This window comes from Actinoplanes sp. NPDC051494 (assembly GCF_044454705.1).
Taxonomy (GTDB): Bacteria; Actinomycetota; Actinomycetes; order Mycobacteriales; family Micromonosporaceae; genus Actinoplanes.
The window spans coordinates 284,632-304,903 of the sequence record NZ_JBITDZ010000007.1 but is presented as its reverse complement, the minus strand read 5'-3'; the positions used below and the strand labels follow the sequence as shown (position 1 = coordinate 304,903).

Sequence of the window (20,272 nt, the reverse complement as noted above, 5' to 3'; positions counted from 1 at the left end):
GTCGAGTCTTCCAGGAGGCAGCATGCAGGTCGGTTCGCTCAGCTCCCAGGCGATCGCCAACGCCTACCTGTCGTCGGTCGACGCGTCCGTGCCGAAGCAGGCCGCGCCGGTCGAGGAGACCCCCACGGTTGCCGACCACGTGGCCGCCGCCGACGAGCAGGAGCCGATCCGCAGCGCCAACGCGACCCAGGGCACGCTCGTCGACACGTACCTCTGAGAACGACCGGCCTCTGAGAACGACCGGCCTCTAAGAACAACCGGCCAGCGCGAGAGAAGCGCCCAGGCCGTTGGCGCGGCCGGGTTCCGCCGCCGGCAGGACCAGCGTCGCGCAGCCCGCCTGCACCGCTCCCGCGTCCGCCGCGCTGTCGCCGACCATCAGCGTGCGCTCCGGATCGACGCCGAGCATGCCGCAGGCGCGCAGGAAGATCGCCGGGTCGGGTTTGGTCCGCCCCAGCTCGTAGGAGAGCGCGTACGCGTCGACCAGGGTGTCCAGTCCCCAGGCGGCGAAGTGCGGCCGGATGTCGAAGCCGATGTTGCTCACCACCGCCACCTTGATCCCCGCGTCGTGCAGCGCGCGCAGCGTGGCCCCGGTGTCCGCGTACGGGAGCCAGCCGTCCGGCCCGAGCAGCCGGTCGTAGAGCGCGTCGGCGAGGCCCTCCACGTCCGTGCTGACCGTCGAGGCGAGACCGGTGTACACGGCGCGGTGACTGTGTTCGTACAGGTCGCGGTCGGCCCAGTGTTCCGCGAGATGGATGGGGACGCGGCGGGGCAGCGGCCCGCCGGCGCGGCCCGCGGTGACCAGGCGGTCGGCGAGGATGGTCGCCTTGCCCCGGTCGAGCACGGCACCGCACGCGGCGGCGGCGGCGACCACCCAGGTCACGGGCTCTTCGACCTGGGCAAGGGTGCCGTGGAAGTCGAAGAGCACGGCGTCGACCTGACGGCGCGTCGGGAAGGCGGTCGATTCGGCGGCATCCGGCACGCCGTGCACCATACCCAGCGCCGGAATCCGTACTGTCGGCAACCGCCCGGTGAGCCGGGATCTTCGCTGTGCCAGTCCTAAGCATTAGCCTTGCGTCCATGAGTAGCCCCGCCGAACGCTATGCGGAGTCGAGGAAGCGGGCGGCCCGTGTGGCCGACTTCCCCGCGCTGGAAGACTTCATGCTGGACGTCGGCTTCGACCTGGACGATTTCCAACGGCAGGCCTGCGAGGGTCTGGAACGCGGCAGCGGCGTGCTGGTCTGCGCGCCGACCGGGGCCGGCAAGACGGTGGTCGGCGAGTTCGCCGTGCACCTGGCCCTGCGGTCCGACGGGTCCGGGATCCGCCGCAAGTGCTTCTACACCACCCCCATCAAGGCGCTGTCCAACCAGAAGTATCACGACCTGGTCGCCCGGTACGGCGCCGACCAGGTGGGGCTGCTGACCGGCGACAACGTGATCAACGCCGACGCGCCGGTGGTCGTGATGACCACCGAGGTGCTGCGCAACATGCTCTATTCCGCCTCGGCCAGCCTGCAGGGCCTGGCCTATGTGGTGATGGACGAGGTGCACTACCTCGCCGACCGGTTCCGGGGCGCGGTCTGGGAAGAGGTGATCATCCACCTTCCCTCCTCAGTGACCTTGGTCTCACTCTCCGCCACGGTCAGTAATTACGAGGAGTTCGCCGACTGGCTCGTGACCGTGCGCGGTGAGACCGAGGTCGTCGTCAGTGAGCACCGGCCGGTCCCGCTCTGGCAGCACATGCTCGTCGGCAAGCGGATGTTCGACCTGTTCCACGATGCCGACGCCGCCCGCAAGCACGATGTGCACCCGGAGCTGCTGCGCTACACCCGCGAGATGCTGCGCCGGCTGGAGCTGACCGATCGCACCACCGGTCCCGGCTGGAACAAGGGCGGCCGGCCGCGGCGCTTCCAGCCGCCGCCGCGCGCCGAGGTCGTCGACCGGCTCGATCGGATGCAGCTGCTCCCGGCGATCTTCTTCATCTTCAGCCGGGCCGGCTGCGACGCCGCCGTGCAGCAGTGCCTCGGCTCCGGTCTGCGGCTGACCGGCCCGGAGGACCGTGCCGAGATCCGCCGCATCGCCGAGTCGAAGGTCGCGAAGATCCCGCCCGAGGACCTGTCGGTGCTGGGCTACTGGGAGTTCCTCGACGGCCTCGAGCGCGGGGTCGCCGCGCACCACGCCGGCATGCTGCCCGCGTTCAAGGAGGCGGTCGAGGAGTGCTTCGTACGGGGCCTGGTCAAGGCGGTCTTCGCCACCGAGACCCTGGCACTGGGCATCAACATGCCGGCCCGCTGCGTCGTGCTCGAACGCCTCGTCAAGTTCAACGGCGAGGCACACGTCGACCTGACCCCGGGGGAGTACACCCAGCTCACCGGCCGGGCCGGGCGGCGCGGCATCGACGTCGAGGGCCACGCGGTGGTGCTGTGGAGCCCCGAGGTCGACCCCCGGCACGTCGCCGGGCTCGCGTCCACCCGTACCTATCCGCTGCGCTCCAGTTTCCGCCCGTCCTACAACATGGCGGTCAACCTGGTCGGCTCGGTCGGCGCCGAGAAGTCCCGCGACCTGCTCGAATCCTCGTTCGCGCAGTTCCAGGCGGACAAGTCCGTGGTCGGCCTGGCCCGGCAGGTGCAGCGCAATGTGGACACCATGCAGACGTACGGTGACGACGGCGCCTGCCACCACGGCGATTTCGACGAGTACTTCGCACTGCGCATCGCCATCGCCGACCGGGAGCGCGCGATCGCCCGGCAGGGCACCAGCCAGCGCCGGGCCGCCGCGGTGTCGTCGCTGGAGAAGCTGCGCGTCGGCGACGTGATCCGGGTGCCGCAGGGCCGGCGTTCGGGTCTGGCCGTGGTGCTGGAGCCGCCGACCGGTGGTTTCGGCGAGCCGCGCCCGCTGGTGCTGACCCAGGACCGCTGGGCCGGCCGGGTCGGGCCGGCCGACTTCCCGGCCGAGGTCGAGGTGCTCGACCGCCTCCGGGTGCCGAAGAACTTCAACCACCGCTCGCCCGGTGCCCGCCGTGACCTCGCGGCCCAGGTCAGCGCGACCGGTCACGACCGCCACGAGCGTCCCGGCGGCCGGCGTGGGCGCAACAAGGGCACCCCGCTGGAGGACCCGGGGATCGCGCTGCTCAAGGTCGAGATGCGCCAGCACCCGTGCCATGCCTGTCCCGACCGTGAGGAACACGCCCGTTTCGCGGAACGCCGGCACCGGCTGTCGCGCGACACCGAGGCGCTGCGCGAGAAGGTGTCCGGGCGCACCGGCTCGCTCGCCCGTACCTTCGACCTGGTCTGCGGGGTGCTCACCGCCCGCGGTTACCTGTCCGGCGACGGCGAGGTCACCGAGGCGGGCCGGATGCTCGGCCGGATCTGGACCGAGGCCGACCTGCTCGTCGCCGAGTGCCTGCGCGGCGGCGTCTGGGAGGGCCTGACCCCGGAGGAGCTGGCCGGGGCGGTGTCCATGGTCCTCTACGAGTCCCGCCGGGAGGGCGACGACCGCGCCTCGGTGCCCAAGGGGGCCACCCAGTCCGCGGTCGAGGCCACCCAGAAGCTGTGGGCGGAGATCGAGGCCCAGGAGGCCGAGCAGGGGCTGGCACTCACCCGTGAGCCGGACCCGGGCTTCGTCTGGCCGATGTACCGCTGGGCCAAGGGCGAGCCGCTGGCCCGGGTGCTGGCCAGCGGCAACAACTACGAGTCGGACATGCCGGCGGGTGACTTCGTGCGCTGGGCCCGGCAGGTCCTCGATCTGCTGTCCCAGATCAAGGACGCGTCAGCGGCTTCCCCGCAGGTCCGTGACACCGCCCGCAAGGCGGCGACCGCGGTCAACCGGGGGGTGCTGGCATACCAGACCGCCCTGTGATCCCCCGGAGCCCGGGCCGGACCGTCACGACGGCCAGGTCCGGGCCTCGGCGTCGAACAGGGCCGGGTCGCTGTGCACCGGCACGACGCACAGCAGGTGCCCGCCCGGGGCGCGCAGGATGTGGCAGTCGAGCCAGCGGTCGATCTGCACGGCGCCGAGCGCGATGAGCCGGGCGGTCTCCGCCTCGTGGTCGTCGGACTCGATGTCCACGTGGTAGCGCGGCTCCGAGCCGATCCGCTGCATGCCGATCGCGAGCTGCGGGAACGCCTGCCGCATCATGCGGAACTGCGGCTCGTCGTCGTCCGCGGCGGCGGGCGTGCCGAACGCGGCGGACCAGAAATCCGCGGCGGCGTCGGCGTCCGGGGTGTCGATGAACAGACCGTAGAGGCGGCTCCGATGCATACCCGGATCCTAGGATAGAGGCGTGCTCACCGATCTTGATCTTGCCAGGACCGCAGCCCTCGCCGGGGCGGAGGTCGCGCTGCGTCACTTCGCGGCATTGTCGTCGCTGCCCCGCGAGGTGAAACCGGACGGCAGCGTCGTCACCGCCGCCGACCGCGAGGCCGAGGACGCGATCCGCGCGGTCCTGCGCCGCGAACGCCCCGGCGACGCGGTCCTCGGCGAGGAGGGCGGCGCGGTGGGTTCCGGGCGCCGGCGCTGGATCGTCGACCCGATCGACGGGACCGCCTCGTTCGTGACCGGCGACGACCGCTGGCTGGTGCTGGTCGCCCTGGAGGAGGACGGCGAGGTCGTGGCGGGGGTCGCCGCGGTCCCGGCGCAGGACTCGCTCTGGTGGGCGGGTCGCGGCAGCGGTGCGTTCCGCTCAGCCCTCGACGGTACGCGCGAGAGCCGCCTCACCGTGTCCCCGGCCGGCCCGGACACGCTCGAGGGCAGCAAGCTCGGCGTGATCCCGCCCCCGCCCAACTACCTCGACTCGGACCGGCTGATCGCCGCCCCGCTGGTCGCGCACACCACGGAGTCCGACTGGGGCGTGCACGCGGCGCTGCTGGTGGCCGCCGGCGAGCTGGACCTCGCGCTGCAGACCCGCGGGCAGATCTGGGACTTCGCATCGACCTCCCTGATCGTCACGGAGGCCGGCGGCGTCCACGGCGGTGCGGACGGGGTGCGCGGCCCGCAGGCGGGCACGACGCTGTTCGCCCGCGGCCCCGAGCTCTGGAAGGCCGCCCACTCCGCCCTGTGGCCCGGCTAGCCGGGAGCCGGGGAGAAGCGGGCGCGGAGTCCCTCCGGGCTGAGCCGGCCGCTGACCTGGAGGGGAGCCGACGCCGCGTTCGGGGAGTCGATGCTCCAGTGCCGGGCGAGGTGGGCGGTCGCCAGGGCGAGCTGGCGCAGGGTCAGGGCCGCACCGAGGCAGACCCGGGGCCCGGCGCCGAACGGCAGGAAGGCCCGGGCCGGTGGCAGCGGGCGCCCGGGGGACCAGCGGCCCGGGTCGAACGTGTCCGGATCGGGCCACCAGCGCGGGTCGCGGTGGATCAGGTACGCGTTGAGCAGCACCTCGTCGCCGGTGCGCAGGGACCAGCGGCCGAGCGTGGTCGCCGTGCGGGCCGTCCGGGTCATCAGCCAGGCGGGCGGGTACAGCCGCAGTACCTCGCGGGCCACCGCCTCCGCGAGTGGCAGCGGGTCGGGTGCCGCCCGCAGACCGGCTACGAGCTCGGGCCGCAGGGCCAGCTCCCGGACGACCGAGGTGAGCGCCGCCCCCGGCACCCCGTGCCCGCCGAGCAGGATGCTGCGCAGCGTCGGCACCACGGTCCGGTCGGTCATCCCGGCCTCGAGCAGGAACCCGAGCAGGTCCGCCCCGCCACCGCGCTCGCGCCGCCGGGTCACCAGCCGGGTCAGTTCCGCGATGGTACGGGCGTGCACAGCCGCGAACCGGCGCCGGGATCCCTCGACGGCGGTCAGGTTCTCGGCGAGCAGCTCCGGCACACCGGCCGCCTCGGGGCCGAAACAGTAGCCGGCGATGGCCCGCGCGCTGTGCTCGTACATCAGGGCGGGCACGTCCGCCTCGTGGTCGGCGGCGGAGGTCAGGATCTGATCCAGGGTCGTGGTGGTGAGCGCGTCGGCGGCCGCGGCGGCGGTGCGCCCGAGGCCGGGCCACGCGGTGCGGCGGGCGGCCATCCAGGCGACCGCGCGGGCGGCGACCCGGTCGATGTCCCTGTCGCTCTGGTGCGGCGCGAGCTCCGTGACGAACGTGTCGCCGGTGCGGACCAGCGCCTCGTGGGCGAGAACCGGGTCGATCACGCAGACCGTACGGGCGTCGAACGAGAACACGTCGCCGTACTCGGCGTGCGCCCGGCGCAGGAATCCGAGCCGGTCCGCCTCGTACCCCGGGGTGTTGCCGCGCAGCCAGTGCCCGCGCGGGCCCGGCGGCCGGTCACCGGCCATCCTGCCTCCCCTCGAGGTCGCAGGACCCCGGCACCCGGTGCCCTGCGACAGGACGAGCGGGCTGATCAGCCCTCGTGGTGGTACCACCAGTACTTGTACCGGCCGGTCATTCGCTTGCGGCCCAGCAGACGGGCCGCCACATCCTGCAGCGTGCGTGCCATGGAACACCTCCCGGATCGATCGGTATCACAGGTCCTATATGGATGCTGGCACGCGAAAGTCGTTGCGGGCAAAGGGAAAGCCAGTAACGACAAAGGCGGTTGATCGGACCGGTACGGTAATGGCCGGTTCTGTGCGGCGGCCGGTGTACACCCGCCGGGCGTGAGGGTGACGTGGGCGTGAGGGTGACGTGGGCGTCAGGGTGAGGTCGGGTTGCGGGCCACGATGACCAGGCCGACCGCAGCGCCGACCGTGAGGACCAGGCCGACGATGCCCAGGACCCGGCCGAGCAGGGCCGGGCCGACGCCGTGGGCGCCGCGGCCGCGGAAGCTCAGGACGATGGCCGCGACGCCGAGCAGGCCGCCGATCAGGCAGAACGACAGCGGGACGGACAGGATGCCGAGGACCAGCGCGCTGCGGCCGGCGTTGCGGTCCGGCGGGGTGGGCGGGGCCGCGTTGCGCGGGTCCCACTGCAGGCGCGGTGGGAGGTCCTGGACCTGGCTGACCAGGTCGGAGGCGTAGGTGGCGGTGCTGACCGCCACCACCCGGCTGTCGTAGTCGGGCTCGGTGAGGCCGCCCTCGGTGAGCGCCTGGTTCAGCAGGTCGATCACCTGGGTGCGGTGCACCGTCCCGATGCGCTCGTCCTTCATGGTCGGCTGACCGTATCGCGCCGGCCCGGCCCGGCGCGGGCGATCGTGGCAAAAGCTCAGGAAGTGTGCAGCGTGATCGTGGTCCAGGCGCCCACGTGGATGCGGTCGCCGGGGTTCAGGGCGCGGCTCTGGCCGGCGGTCAGCGGTTTCTGCTCGTCGTTGAGGTACGTGCCGTTGGTGGAGCCGAGGTCCGATAGCAGCCACACCCCGTCCACGCTCAGGGTGAGCAGCGCGTGGCTGTGCGAGACCCCGGGGTCGTCGTCGCGCAGGTCGATCTCCGGGGCGGTGCCCTTCGACGTGCTGGCACGGCCGATGCGGATCTGCGGGGGTGCGACGACGACCGTGCGCGCCGCCGCGGTGGCCGGGAAGTCGACGCCCTCGATCGCGTTGGCCTCGAAGTAACCGCGGTCGGGGGCGATGGACGCGGTCCACGACGCCGGGGCGGTGACCGGGGCCGGGGCGGTGAGCACCGGGATCTTGCCGGTCTGGTGGTCGAAGCCGCAGTCCTCGCAGAACCGCCCCGCCCCCACCCGTGGCGTCCCGCAGTGCGGGCAGGGGACGCCGCCGGTGGGAGCGGCGAGGGTTGCCGGGGGTGCCGCGACAGGCGCCGCCCCCGAGATCCGGGCGCCGCAGGTATCGCAGAAGTCGTCGGCCGACGAGTCGTGACCCTTGGGGCAGGTGTACGTCGTCATTGCGCCCGGCCCACCCGTACCGTCTTCGTCGAGCGGGTGTCCAGGGCCATCTCGTCCGCGGCCTCGACCTTGCGCCGCAGCCGGACCGTGCCGGTCGCCGCGTCCTCGATGTCGACGACGGTGGCGAGCAGTTCCTCGGTGGCCGTGTTGCCGCTGGCGTGGGCGAGCTGCGCCGCGCGGCCGAACTTGATGGTCGCGGTGTGGTCGTCGCCGGACTTGCGGGCCTCGATGCCGGCCTGGATCACGTCGGCCAGCTCGGCCTGCCCGGTGTAGTGGGCGACCTGGCGGTTGATCCTGGCGGACAGCGCGGAGTCCTCGGTCCAGACCGCGCGCACGAGGCACTGGCTCAACACGTCGGCACCCTCCACGACGGACACCCGGGCGGCGAGCATCTCGTCGCCGGCCGCGCCGGCGGGCACGTCCACGCAGACGTGGTAGTCGCGGCTCTCCGCGCCCCAGGCGCCGAGCGGGTACCGGCCGGCGCGCGGGCCGTCCTCCGTACGCTTGCCGGTGAGGTCGGCGACCTGGGGTTCGACCTGTTTGACGAAGCGGACCGTGGTGTTGACCGGGGTCCAGACCTTGAGCTGCACGTCGGCGCTGGTCTTGCCCATGGCCGCGGTCATCATCTGGGTGAACGACGCGGCGAGGTCGGCCGGGCGGGCCACGATGTCGACGGTGCCCAGCAGCGCGCCGGCGACCTTGCGCAGCTCCTGGACGGTCCAGTTGGTGCCGACGCCGCGGCAGTCGCAGGTGAACGTGCCGCCGATCTCCTGCAGCACGCTCTCGAGGTATCCCTTGTACTCGCCGTTCTCGCCGTCGGTGAGCAGGATGGCGTGGGCGATGTCGCCCGGACGCTGCGCGAACAGCTGGTGCGCGAGCTTGAGCCAGGCGCCGATCGCGGTGCCGCCGTTGGCCTGCAGCCGGTCGATCGCGTGCACCGCCTGGGCGCGGGTCTCGGGGGTGGCGACGGCGAGCTGCCCGGGCGCCGGGTACAGCTGCTGGGCGGTGCTGACGCCGGCGATGATGGCGAAGTGGACGCCGTCGTCGAGGCAGTTGACCGCGGCCTTGGCGGCCTGCCGGGCGGCGGGCATCCGGCCCTCGGCCTGCATGGACCCGGAGCAGTCCACGATGATGATCTCGCTGGCCCCGCTGGTGCGCCGGCCGCCCTCGGCGCCGGTGGACGTGACGGTGACGATCGCGTTGACCTCGGTCGCGCCCAGGGCGAGGAACTCGTTCTGAAACGCCTCGGCGGTGTATGCCACAAGCTCTCCTAGGGGGTGATCGGCATGAGTGCGACGGTGATGTTGTCCGCGCCGCCCGCGTCGACGGCGAGCGTGACCAGGGCCCGGGCGGCGGACAGCAGATCAGGATTGTCCTGTACGGCGGTGTGCACCGCCGCGGCGAAGGCGGCCGGGTCGGTGCGGTAGTTCCACAGCCCGTCGGAGCAGAGCACGAGCAGGCCGGGGGTGGTGGGCCGCAGCGTGCCGGTCCGGGGCCGCACGATGCCGGCGTCGGCGCCGAGCCACGCGGTGATGGCGTGGGCCCGCGAGTCGTTCCAGGCGGTCTGCGGGTCGGCGCCCATCGCGATCGCGTGGGTGGCCCACGAGTCGTCCTCGGTGAGCTGCTCGGCGGTGCCGCCGTCGCGTGGCACCCAGTAGGCGCGGCTGTCACCGACCCAGCCGTAGGCGGCCTCGCCACCGCGCACGACGGCGGCGACGATCGTGCAGGCCGGGTTGGACGACAGCCGGGCCGGGTCGCCGTTCTCCGGCAGCAGCGCGACGGCGGCCCCGGCGGCCTTGACCGCGGCACCGACCAGCGACTCCAGCCCCGCGCCGGCCTCATCGATGGTGGCCAGCGTCTTGCCGGCGGCCTCGGCGGCGGTCTCCGACGCCACGTCCGGGTCGGCGGAGGTGGAGACCCCGTCGCAGACCACGACGTCGACGTCGGTGCCGCGCACGGCCAGCCACATCGCGTCCTCGTTGCGGCGGTGCCGGATGCCCCGGTCGGTCACCGCGGCCGCGACCGGCGCGGCGTCGGCCTCGACGTGGTCGCGCGGGCGCCCGGCGAGCATGCCGCAGTTCTCGCAGTAGCTGTCGGCGCCCACCGTCGCGGTGGAGCCGCAGGACGGGCAGTCGGTGCCCACCTCACGGGTCACGCCGGTGGCCAGGGCGCGGCCACAGCTCTCGCAGAACGCCGCTCCGGCGCTCTGCTCGTCGGCGCAGGCCGGACAGGCCTCGGTGTCGCTCATGTGCGGGTCCTCGGGCGTACGGCGTTGGCCTGGTCGACCAGGCGGATCCGGTCCGGCCCGGCGGTGGCGCGGGCCATCTCGCGGTACGCGCCCTCCAGCGCGAACCGCACCTCGCGTTCGACGACGGCGGCGGACGGGGCGGCGGTCCCGCCGAGCACCGCCTGCGGCACTTTGAGGCCCTTGCCGATCGCCGCGAGCGCACGCTCCAGCAACTCCGCCCGCAACGCCGCCACCTGGGCCGCCTCCATCTCGAGTCGTTCGATCAGCTGGGCCGCGGTGGCCAGCGCGACCACATCGGCCGGCCCGCGGGTCTCGGCGCGGACCAGGGCCCGGACCGCCCCGACCTGCGAGCTTCGGTAGGCCGCCGACGTCCCGGGCACCCGGTTGTACGCCTCGACCGCACCGTCCCGGTCGCCGATCTCGAGCCGGCACCGGGCCAGCCCGGCCGCCGCCGTCGTGTACGCCGGATCGGTGCGGCTGACCACGTCGTAGTACCCCGCGGCCTCGGCGTGGCGCCCGGCGAGCTCGAGGCTCAGGCCGAGCGCGAGTTTCGGGGCGAGCTCGCCCGGCAGCGCCGAGTAGACCGCGTCGAACCGGTCCCGGGCCCGCCCGGGGTCACCGGAGGCCAGCGCCAGCAGCCCGTCGAACCAGCCGACACGCCAGTCCTGTCCGTGGGTGGTGACGATGGCGGCGAGCAGCTGGGCCGCCTGCGGGTACGCGTCCGGGCCCACGTCGATGTATGCCCGCAGCGCCCGCAGCTGCACCTCGATGGTGTGCTCGGGTGCCTTGCCCAGCAGGGTGAGCACCTCGCGGGGGTCGGTCACGGTCACCGACGCCAGGAACGCCGCGGCGGTGTCGGTCAGGTCCACCATCGGCGCCGGCAGGAACCGCCACTGCGGTTCGTCGCGGTTGCCCTCGGTGCGCATCTCGCCGGTGAACAGCCGCGACGTGGCCGGGCGGGGGTCGCCGCCGGCGGCCAGCACCTCGCGCAGCACGCCGAGCAGCTGCTCGGTCATCTCGAGGGAGTCGGTGAACCGTTCGGCGGCGACCGGGCGGGTGGCCCGCTGCAGCAACCGGAAGAACGACTCGTGCCGCTGGTAGACCTCGACGTCGGCACGCTCGGGCAGGCTGTCCTTGAACGTGCTCTGGTAGCCCCGGAAGTCGGTGGTGAGCACCGCCAGGGTGCGCCCGATCGTGTAGATGTCGCTCTGCACGGACGGGCCCTCGGTGGCCATCTCCGGCGCCTGGTAGCCGACCGTGCCGTAGATGGCGGCGTCCTGGTCGTCGATGTGCACGACCCCGCCGAGGTCGATGAGCTTGACCTGGTCGCCGGTCTGGATGACGTTGTCCGGCTTGAAGTCGCAGAAGATCAGCCCGCGGTCGTGCAGGTAGCCGAACGCCGGCATGACCTCCAGGACGTACGCGATGGCCTGCTCGACCGGCAGCGGGTCGGGCGCGCCGGCCCGGGCCCGCCGGTTCTTGAGGATGTCCTTGAGCGACTCGCCGCCGACGTACTCCATGACGATGTAACCGGCACCGTCGTGCTCGACGAAGTTGTAGATCTTCACGATGCCCGGGTGCTCGACCTCGGCCAGGAACCGCTGCTCGGCCACCGCGGCGGCCAGCGCGTCCTCGTCCCCGGCGTTGAGCAGGCCCTTGAGCACCACCCAGCGGTCCGAGACGTTCTTGTCGACGGCGAGGTGGATCCAGCCGAGCCCGCCGTGCGCCAGCGCGCCGACCACCTCATATTGCCCGCCGACCAGGTCACCCTTGGCGAGCTTGGGGGTGACGTCGAAGGCCTCACCGCAGGACGGGCAGAACCCGGAGGTACGCCCGGGGCGGTCACCCCGCGAGCGGCCGACCGGGTTCCCGCACTTGGCGCAGTAGCGTTTGTCCTCGGGCACCTCGGCGACGGCCATGATCGCCGTGCTCGGGTCGCGCGGCTCCAGCGGCGCGACGTCGACCAGGCCACCCCCGAAACGGCGTCGGGAGACGCTGCGGCTGCTGCCGGTCCGCGACGATCCTCCGGTACGGGTGGAGAGCGCGCCCGTCCGCAGCGAGGGCGCCGTGGCCGTCCGCGGTCTCGGCGCGGACGAGGCAGCGGTGGCGTCCTTGGGCGGCGCCATGCCGCAGGTGTCGCAGTAGCCGTCCTCGACGGTCCCCGGGCAGTTCCGCGGGCACTTCATCGCAGGCCCTCCCTCGCACTGGTCAGAGCGGCGACCGCGTCCTGGTACCCGGCCACGGCGGCGCGGGCGGCGTCCAGGTCGCAGGGCGCCTCGGTCAGCGTGGCCCGGGCCTGGTCGGCCAGCGGCACCAGGGTGTCATGCTCGGCGAGGCCGCGGCTGGCCGCCTTCGCCCGGTAGGCCTCGAACCGGCCGCGCAGCTCGTTGCGGGCCGACAGCTGTCCCGCGTTGCGGGCGGCGGCGTCGGCCAGGGCGGCGAGGCGCTGGGTGGCCTGCCGGTTCCAGGCCGCGAGCCGGGGGCTGATCAGCGCCCAGTGCCCGGCCGCCGCGAGCGCGTCGATCGCGGCGAGGTCGGGGCGCAGGTCCGGCCCGCCGATCCGGACGATGTCGGCGTCGGCGAACCGGCCCGCCACGGATTCCTCGGCGGCCGCGGCGGTCCGTGCGGCGTCGGCGAGTCTCGTGGCCACGGTGTGCGCGTCGGCGAGCCGCCGGCTCAGCGTCTCGCGCAGCTCGTCGGCGGAGGTGCGTTCGGCGTCGGCCCGGTCGAGCAGCTCCTGCACCCGGTCGAGGGTGTTGTCGTCGCAGCCCAGCGGGTCGGTGGCGAGCGTGGCGGTGAAGTCGCCGAGCCGCACGTCGGCCTCGTCGAGCGTGGCCGAGCGGGTCAGCGACCGCAGGTGGGCCAGGCGCGCGGCGGCGTCGGCGGTCTCGGGCAGCAGCTTGGCCCAGCGTTCCCCGGCCCAGGTCGCCACGGACACCGCGGTGCGGAACGCGGCCTCCATCGCCGACAGCAGTTCGGCGGGGGAGCAGGTGGTGCTGACCTGGCCCGCGCCGAGCAGGCCGCGGCGGGCGAGCGGCACGGTGGTGGTGGACAGCGTGATCGAGCGGCCGAGCACCTGGTCGATGTAGGCGGAGCGCTCGTCGTCGCCGAAGCGCCGCTGCCCGCGGACGGTACGGGCCGAGGTGATCAGCGCGGTCAGCATGCCGTAGCCGTCCCACAGCTGGGTCAGCGCGGCGGTGGCGTCCTGCCACGCGGTGGCCGTGCGGCCGGTCAGCGGGCCGCGGTCGAGGTCCTTGCGGGCGGCGTTGTCGTCGAGGTCGACCAGGTTGGCCGCGATGGTGGTGGCGGCGGCCTCCAGGCGGGAGAGCTCGTTGTCCGCCCGGCCCAGCAGCGCGGGGAAGGCTTGCGTCATCGCCGGGGTCAGTCCCTGTACTCGGCCGCGGGTGGCGCCGGGGCCGGGCCGAGGTCGCCGAGCCAGCGCTCGTACGTCTTCTTCCAGGTGCCGTTCGCCCGGTTCTTCTCCAGCACCGCGTTCACGAACCGGGTGAACTCCTGGTGCGCGTTGGAGATCGCCATGCCGTACGGCTCCTTGGACAGGGCCGGGCCGACGATCTTCGCGTACGGGTCCTGGGCGGACAGGCCGACGAGGATGGTGTCGTCGGTGGAGATGGCGTCGACCTCGTTGCGCTGGAACGCCACCAGGCAGTCACCGAACGTCGCCAGCGCGACCGCGGTCGGCTTCGACGCGGCCGCGCCGATGTTCGTGTACGACGTGGAGCCCTCCGCGGCACAGATCTTCTTGCCGCCGAGGTCGTCGATACCGCGCGCGTCCGAGGTGGATTTCACCAGCACCTTCTGGCCGGCGTCGTAGTAGATGCTGGAGAAGTCGGTGTCCTTCCAGCGCGCGCAGTTGGCGGTCATCGTGTCGGCCACGATGTCCACGGTGCCGTCCGCGACCACCTCGGACCGGTCCGCGTACGGGATGACCTTGATCCTGATCTTGCCCGGATCACCGAGGACGGCCTGGGCGATCTGGCGACCCATGTCCACGTCGAAGCCCTCGATCGCCCCGGTGAACGGGTTGCGCGAGCTGAACAGCAGGGTGTCCTGGCTGGTGCCGAGGATGAGGTAGCCGCGCTCCTGGATCTTGCGCATGTACGTGCCGGCCGGCATCTTCCCGGCGGCCGGCAGCGCCCCGGACGGCCGTCGGCTGGCCCGCGGGTTGCACGAGGTGTCGGCGGGCGCCGCGGCCTCGGGCGCGGCCTGTTCCGTGGACGGGCCGGTCTCCGGGCGGACCCGGTCGGACGGCCCGGACGTGTCGCCGGAGCAGGCGGTGACGGCGAGCAGGGTGAGGGCCGCGACGAGGGCGGCGGCACGGGTACGCATCAGTGGTATTCCTCCAGCCGGGCCCGCAGACCGGTGACGACCAGGGCGCAGACCGCCAGGGCGAGCAGCGGCCCGAGGAAGCTCAGCAGGCCGAGTCCGTTGCCGGCGACGTCGCTCTCGTGGGCGAAGAACTCCTTGCGGGCCTCCAGTGCCCGGCCGAGGTCGTCGGTGACGTCCTGGAACGTGGCCGTGGTGTCCGCCCCGATGGCGAGGCGTACGGCCTGGTCGTAGTCGCCGTTCTTGTCCAGCGTCCGCACCTCGCTATGGACCGTGTCGTACGTGTCGTGGGCGGCCTGCGCGTCGCGGACGGCCGCGTCGGCGTCGGTCCGGGCGAACAGCGTCGCGAGCTGCTTGCCGGCGTCCTGGAAGCGGGCCTCGGACCGGTCGTCGGTGCCGGAGCGGGCGACCAGGGTCAGCGCTTCGTCACTGCGCTGCTGCAGCACCAGGATGCGGGCCTGGGCGAGCAGCGCGACCGGCCGGGAACCGTCCTCGTCGGCGGCGCGCAGGTGGGCCCGCTGGGTGGCCAGGATCCCGAGCGTGGTGAGCCCGAGCAGCAGCGTCACCACGGTGGCGGCGACCAGCGGCACGTTGAACGTGCGGCGGGTGCGGTGGCTCAGCTGTACCTGGGCGAGGAGCAGGGCGAGGAGCAGGGTGATCAGCAGGACCGTCAGCAGCGCCGTCCAGCCGGAGCTGCGGGCGTCGCCGTAACCGGCCTCGACATCGGACTCGGCCGCGGTCAGCAGGCGTTCCGCCGCGGGCTGCAGCGTGTCGCGGTTGAGCTGGGAGGCCGCCGACAGGTAGGAGGCGCCGACCGGCAGGCCCTGCCGGTTGTTGGCGCGGGCGCCGGCGATCAGCTCGGCGTAACGCGGCAGGCCGCCGGCGAGCTCCCGTACCGCGCGGCCCGCCTCGCTGTCCTCGGGGGCGCGCCGGGCCGCCGAGGTGAGCGCGGTGGCGGCCCGTTCCAGGTCGGCGTCGTAGCGGGTGGTCAGCTCGGCCGGTTCGAGGCCGCCGGTCAGGAACGCCTGCGCGGCGGTGGCGTCGGCGTCGGCGAGCGCCGACCAGACGGTCTCGGCCTCGAGCAGCAGCGGCTGCGACCGGTTGCCGAGGTCGTCGGTGCCGGCCCGCGACGCTGCCGCGGTGACGCCGCCGGCCAGACCGGTGAGCAGGGCCAGCACGATCAGGCCGGCCCGGAGCAGCCGCAGCCGGCCGGGTGTGGTGCGCCGCAGCTCGGCGAACCGGGCCACCGGGCCACGCCTGGTCACGAGCGGCCCGGTCACGAGCGGCCCGGTCGCAGGGGGCCCGGCCACGACGGGCGCGTGGGGGACCGCCGGGACCGGGACCTGGCTCGGTCGCGCGGGTGCCGGCGATGCCGTGCGTGCTGGTGCGCTCACACCCGACACTGTGCCGTATCGACGCAAACGATCTAGCCCCAGGTCCCTCACGATTTCGTCACGTCAGCGCGCGCTTCAGCAGCTTCCCGGTCGCGGTCATCGGGAGCGTGTCCACGAATGCGACGACGCGCGGGTATTTGTAACCCGCCATCTGCTCCTTGCCCCAGGCGACGAGTTCCTCCTCGGTCACCGTGGCGCCGTCCTTGCGGATCACGTACGCCTTGATCTCCTCGCCGTGCCGCGGATCCGGCACCCCGATGACCGCGGCCAGGGAAACCGCCTCGTGGGTCATCAGGACCTCCTCGATCTCCCGCGGGTACACGTTGAAGCCACCCCGGATGATCATGTCCTTGGCGCGGTCGACGATGTAGTACCAGCCGTCCTTGTCGCGCCGGCCCAGGTCGCCGCTGCGGAACCAGCCGTCCTTCATCACCTCGGCGGTCGCCTCGGGCCGCTGGTAGTACCCGCGCATGATGTTGTGGCCCCGGATCGCGATCTCACCGATCTCGTCGGGTCCCTCGATCGTGTTCCATTCCGCGTCGATGAGCTTCACCTCGATGCCCCAGACGGGTACGCCGATCGAGCCCGGCCGCGACTCGGCGGTCAGCGGGCTGAACGTCGCCACGGGGGAGGTCTCGGACAACCCGTACCCCTCGAGGATGGTCAGGCCGAGCCGCTCCTTGACCGCTTTGATGATCTCCACGGGCAGCGCGGACCCACCGCTGACCGCGACCCGCATGTTCGCCGCGATCCGGGTGACGTCCACCCCGTCGCCGAGCGCGTTGAGCAGCCCCCAGTACATGGTCGGCACGCCCGCGAAGAACGTCACCCGCTCGCTCTCGAGCAGCTTGACCGCCCCGGCCGGCTCGAAGCGCGGCATCAGCACCAGCGTCGCGGCGGTGGAGAAGCCGGCGTTCATGTTCACCGTCGAGCCGAACGAGTGGAACAGCGGCAGCACCAGCAGGTGGGTGTCCTGCGCGGGCGCGGCCCCGAACAACCGGTTGCAGGTCAGCGCGTTGAGCACCAGGTTGGCGTGGCTCAGCTCGGCGCCCTTGGCCTGCCCGGTCGTCCCGCTGGTGTACAGGATGACCGCCGGGTCGTTCTCGTCGGCGAGCACGGTCTCGAACACCGGCGGGTGCCCGGCGAGCGCCTGGCCGAGCGTCTCGGTGCCCTCGATCGGCGAGGCGGCCGCCGGGTCCGCGGTGATCAGGAAGAAGTGCTCGCAGCCGGGCGTCCGGTCGAACCCGGTGCGGCCCTCGGCGCCCATCGGCAGCTCGGGCGTGCCCTGGAAGCAGAAGTACGCCTTGGCGTCCGAGTCGTCCAGGTGGTAGGCGATCTCCCGGCCCTTGAGCAGCACGTTCAGCGGTACGACGACGGCACCGGCCTTGAGGATGCCGTAGTAGACGACCGGGAAGTACGGCAGGTTGGGACACGACAGCGCCACCTTGTCGCCGGGCCGGATGCCGCGGGCCACCAGCATCGCGGCGACCTGGCTGGCGGCGGCGTCCACCTGAGCGTACGTGAGCCGTTGCGCGCCCATGACGACCGCCGCCCGCTCGGGGTGGTTACGGGCGCTGTCCTCCAGGAAGACGGAGAGGTTGAGCATGCGGGGGCCCTCCAACGGTGTGCTGGCCAACGGTGTGCTGTGACGACGGTCTCATCCCAACATGCCCGGCCTGTGCAGAAGAACCCACCGTTTCGGTCATGTTTCCCGGGAGTGCCGCAGCACCGGCGTTCCCGCCGCGATCACCGCGATCAGGGCACAGATCACCACCACCGGAACGGCCTGCCCCCACGGCACCACGAGCTCGATGCTCTGCTTCAGCTCGTGCTCGGTAGCCCGTTGCATCCCCAGCAGGGCGGCGACGGCCACCCCACCACCGAGCAGCGTGCCGGCCGTGACGGCCAGCAACGCCTCCCCGGTCGCGATCCGCAGCACGTGCCCGGTGCCACCGCCGGCCAGCCGCACCGCCCGGAATTCCCCCCGGCGCGCCGCGGTCGCCATCAGCAGCGTGTTCGCCACCGCCACCCCGGTGTAGCCCACGGTCAGCGACACGAGCACGACCAGGAACAGCTGGATGATCTGGTCCTCCTCGTCGATCCGGGCCCGGACGTACTCGGCCGAGGTCAGCTCCTTCAGGCCGGCGGCCGGCACCGCGGGACCGTCCAGCAGCACGGCCTCCACCATGACGCTGCTGTCCCGCTCCCGGATCGGCTCGCCCCGCTGCCGCCGCACCGCCTCCGCGGACAACCCGGGGGTGTTGTCCGGGACCGCCACCGTCGCCACGCCCAGCTTCGCCGTCTCGTCGATCGACGTCGCCTGGTTGATGGTGGCGATCGTGCCGGTCAGCAACGTCGCGAACCCCACGGTCAGCAGCACCGGCGCGGCGGTCGACGCCACCCGGCGTACCCCGGTCAGGGTGCCCTCCCGGACCAGCATCCCGGTCGCCGAGCGCCGCCACGGCCAGGTCACCAACCGCACCAGCGGCACGATCACGACCGGGGCCAGCAACGCGGCGGCCACCAGCATCAGCATCGCGGCGAACAGCGCCGCGGTGGTCTGCGTCATCACCGGCAACGCCGGCAGCGCCACGGTCAGCGCCCCACCCCCGGCCGCGGTGAGCAGACCCAGGACCCAGCGCGGCACCGTCATGGCCCGGCGCTCCACCGCGGCGTCGCGCAGCGCGTCCAGCGCCGGCACCCGGCTCGACCGGCGCGCCGCGGTGGCCACCCCGGCCAACGATACGAGGATCCCGAGCAGGAACGCGGCCGCCAGCACCGGCGGCTGCGGCGACACGGCGAAGCCCGCCGGTTCGAGACCGGCGTCCACCAGCGGCGGCGCGAGCAGGGGAGCGGCCAGGGCGCCGGCGGGTACGCCCACGGCTCCACCCAGCACGGCCACGACGAGGGTCTCGGCGTACATCAGGCGGGTGACCTGTCCGGGTGTCGCCCCGACGGCCCGCAGCAGACCGATCTCGCGGCGGCGCTGGGCCGCGCTGAGGGCACACGTCGACGAGACCACGAAGACGGCGGCGAACGTGCCGAGGAACAGCATCGCGATGATCAGCTGCGCCCCCAGCCACCGGATCCGGGTCACCGACTCGTCCTCGACCTGGTCGCGCTCACCCCCGGTCCACACCAGACCGTCGCCGCCCACCGCGGACCGCACCGCCGCCGGGTCCGCGTCGCCGGACAGACCGATCACCTGTACGAGCCGAGCGTGCTCGGCCGCCTCCGCGTCGCTCACATAGAACCCGGGCCCGTCCATGCTCCCCGTCACCGTCCACGTGGCCGCCCCTTCGGCGGTCACGACCTCCACCTTCCCGGCCGATGTGACGCCGTCGCCCAGCACGACCTCGCCCGCCTTCACCGGCGCCCGGCCCGAGGTCAGCCGGTAACCGCCCAGCGCCGCCGACGACCAGGCGTGCCCGGCCGTGAGCGAGGTCTGCGGGTCACCGGTGGCCCGCCCGTCCACCAGCCGCTGCACGTAGAAGGCCGGATCGGGGACGGCCGCCGTCACCCCGGGCACCGTCGCCAGCTTGCCGGCCAGCGCGGACGCCTGCGCCGGGGTCCACGGCCGATAGTCCGGGAGGCCGTCGTCACCGGTGCCGGCGCTCGGGGAATGGACCAGGACCGGGGCACCGGCCAGGCGCTCCGGGGCCTGCGGCCGCGACGACGCCCACAGCGAACCCGCGCCGGCCACCAGGGCCACGCCCAGCGCGATCGCCACGAACGTGCCCGCGAAGGCGCCGAACCGGTGCCGCACCATCGTCCACGCGAGATTCACCGCTCCTCCAGCCGGGCCATCCGCACGGCGATACCGGCCGCGTCCACCGGGCCGGTGAGCTGGTCGGCGACCCGCCCGTCGGCCAGGAACAGCACCCGGTCGGCCTGCGCCGCCGCGTACGGGTCGTGGGTGACCATCACGACGGTCTGCGCGTGCCGGTCGACGGCGAGGCGCAGCAGCCGCAGCACGTCGCGCGACGCCGCGGTGTCGAGCGCGCCGGTCGGCTCGTCCGCGAACAGCACCGCCGGCCGCGACACCAGCGCCCGGGCGATCGCGACCCGCTGCTGCTGACCGCCGGACAGCTCGCTGGGCCGGTGCCCGGCCCGGTCGGCGAGCCCCACCTCGGCGAGCATCGCGCGCACCTCGTCCCGGTCCGGCCGCTTGCCGGCCAGGCGCAGCGGCAGCTCCACGTTCTGCTCCGCGCTCAGCGCCGGGATCAGGTTGAACGCCTGGAACACGAAACCGACCCGGTCGCGCCGCAGCCGGGTCAGCGCCCGCTCGGAGAGCCCGCCCAACGGCACCCCGTCGATCACCACCTCGCCGCTGGTCACCCGGTCGAGGCCCGCCGCACAGTGCAGCAGAGTGGACTTGCCGGACCCCGAGGGGCCCATCACCGCGGTGAAACTGGCCGGGGCGATCGTCACGTCGACGCGGTCGAGGGCGGTGACGGCGGCCGGGCCGTGCCCGTACGTCCGGGAGACGGACCGCAGTTCGACCGCGGTCCGGATACTCGTGATGGTCAT

At 73.2% G+C, this 20,272-nt stretch carries 17 protein-coding genes; 3 read left to right on the top strand and 14 right to left on the bottom strand.

Annotation, left to right across the window (positions count from 1 at the left end; all coding sequences use genetic code 11):
• Positions 1-22 precede the first annotated feature (22 nt).
• Complete coding sequence (locus ACIA6A_RS24875) at positions 23-217, top strand: hypothetical protein (RefSeq protein WP_396100238.1); 195 nt, start codon at positions 23-25, stop codon at positions 215-217.
• Positions 218-247: 30 nt separating this feature from the next.
• Here ACIA6A_RS24875 and ACIA6A_RS24870 read toward each other — a convergent pair whose 3' ends face one another.
• Positions 248-991 carry an HAD family hydrolase gene (locus ACIA6A_RS24870; RefSeq protein ID WP_396100237.1) on the bottom strand — a complete coding sequence of 248 codons (744 nt, stop codon included), beginning with the start codon at positions 989-991 and terminating at the stop codon, positions 248-250.
• 86 nt (positions 992-1,077) lie between these two features.
• Here ACIA6A_RS24870 and ACIA6A_RS24865 point away from each other — a divergent pair, with 86 nt between their 5' ends.
• A complete protein-coding gene (locus tag ACIA6A_RS24865) occupies positions 1,078-3,855 on the top strand; it encodes a DEAD/DEAH box helicase (RefSeq protein WP_396100236.1) in 2,778 nt (925 codons plus the stop codon).
• Between the two features lie 24 nt (positions 3,856-3,879).
• On the opposite strand, the gene ACIA6A_RS24860 is transcribed toward ACIA6A_RS24865, so the two are convergent.
• A complete protein-coding gene (locus tag ACIA6A_RS24860; protein WP_396100235.1) occupies positions 3,880-4,257 on the bottom strand; it encodes a VOC family protein in 378 nt (125 codons plus the stop codon).
• Positions 4,258-4,279: 22 nt separating this feature from the next.
• Here ACIA6A_RS24860 and ACIA6A_RS24855 point away from each other — a divergent pair, with 22 nt between their 5' ends.
• Positions 4,280-5,065, top strand: coding sequence for an inositol monophosphatase family protein (locus ACIA6A_RS24855; protein ID WP_396100234.1), 786 nt, complete (start codon positions 4,280-4,282; stop codon positions 5,063-5,065).
• Here ACIA6A_RS24855 and ACIA6A_RS24850 read toward each other — a convergent pair.
• The 12 genes from ACIA6A_RS24850 to ACIA6A_RS24795 form a co-directional block, all read right to left on the bottom strand.
• Positions 5,062-6,255, bottom strand: coding sequence for a cytochrome P450 (locus tag ACIA6A_RS24850; RefSeq protein WP_396100233.1), 1,194 nt, complete (start codon positions 6,253-6,255; stop codon positions 5,062-5,064). The two genes, ACIA6A_RS24855 and ACIA6A_RS24850, sit on opposite strands and share 4 nt — an antisense overlap.
• A gap of 356 nt (positions 6,256-6,611) precedes the next feature.
• On the bottom strand, positions 6,612-7,064 hold the full coding sequence (locus tag ACIA6A_RS24845; RefSeq protein ID WP_396100232.1) for a DUF1707 domain-containing protein: 453 nt from the start codon (positions 7,062-7,064) through the stop codon (positions 6,612-6,614).
• Positions 7,065-7,120: 56 nt separating this feature from the next.
• On the bottom strand, positions 7,121-7,756 hold the full coding sequence (locus ACIA6A_RS24840; RefSeq protein ID WP_396100231.1) for an FHA domain-containing protein: 636 nt from the start codon (positions 7,754-7,756) through the stop codon (positions 7,121-7,123).
• Positions 7,753-9,018, bottom strand: a complete 1,266-nt coding sequence (locus ACIA6A_RS24835; protein ID WP_396100230.1) for a VWA domain-containing protein — start codon at positions 9,016-9,018, stop codon at positions 7,753-7,755. Before ACIA6A_RS24835 ends, ACIA6A_RS24840 begins: the two co-directional genes overlap by 4 nt.
• An 8-nt stretch (positions 9,019-9,026) precedes the next feature.
• Positions 9,027-10,004, bottom strand: a complete 978-nt coding sequence (locus ACIA6A_RS24830) for a PP2C family serine/threonine-protein phosphatase (protein WP_396100229.1) — start codon at positions 10,002-10,004, stop codon at positions 9,027-9,029.
• Positions 10,001-12,190 (bottom strand): tetratricopeptide repeat protein, encoded by a 2,190-nt coding sequence (locus ACIA6A_RS24825; protein ID WP_396100228.1) that lies wholly within the window; start codon positions 12,188-12,190, stop codon positions 10,001-10,003. The genes ACIA6A_RS24830 and ACIA6A_RS24825 overlap by 4 nt, the downstream gene beginning before the upstream one ends.
• On the bottom strand, positions 12,187-13,377 hold the full coding sequence (locus ACIA6A_RS24820) for a hypothetical protein (protein ID WP_396100227.1): 1,191 nt from the start codon (positions 13,375-13,377) through the stop codon (positions 12,187-12,189). The genes ACIA6A_RS24825 and ACIA6A_RS24820 overlap by 4 nt, the downstream gene beginning before the upstream one ends.
• Before the next feature lie 8 nt (positions 13,378-13,385).
• The gene (locus ACIA6A_RS24815; RefSeq protein ID WP_396100226.1) at positions 13,386-14,351 is read right to left on the bottom strand and encodes a glutamate ABC transporter substrate-binding protein; all 966 of its coding nucleotides are present in this window, start codon (positions 14,349-14,351) and stop codon (positions 13,386-13,388) included.
• Positions 14,351-15,658: a hypothetical protein gene (locus ACIA6A_RS24810; RefSeq protein ID WP_396100225.1), complete on the bottom strand. Its 1,308-nt coding sequence runs from the start codon at positions 15,656-15,658 to the stop codon at positions 14,351-14,353. The genes ACIA6A_RS24815 and ACIA6A_RS24810 overlap by 1 nt, the downstream gene beginning before the upstream one ends.
• Before the next feature lie 142 nt (positions 15,659-15,800).
• Positions 15,801-17,348: a long-chain fatty acid--CoA ligase gene (locus ACIA6A_RS24805; protein ID WP_396100224.1), complete on the bottom strand. Its 1,548-nt coding sequence runs from the start codon at positions 17,346-17,348 to the stop codon at positions 15,801-15,803.
• Positions 17,349-17,444: 96 nt separating this feature from the next.
• Positions 17,445-19,529 (bottom strand): FtsX-like permease family protein, encoded by a 2,085-nt coding sequence (locus tag ACIA6A_RS24800; protein WP_396100223.1) that lies wholly within the window; start codon positions 19,527-19,529, stop codon positions 17,445-17,447.
• Positions 19,526-20,272, bottom strand: coding sequence for an ABC transporter ATP-binding protein (locus tag ACIA6A_RS24795; RefSeq protein ID WP_396100222.1), 747 nt, complete (start codon positions 20,270-20,272; stop codon positions 19,526-19,528). The genes ACIA6A_RS24800 and ACIA6A_RS24795 overlap by 4 nt, the downstream gene beginning before the upstream one ends.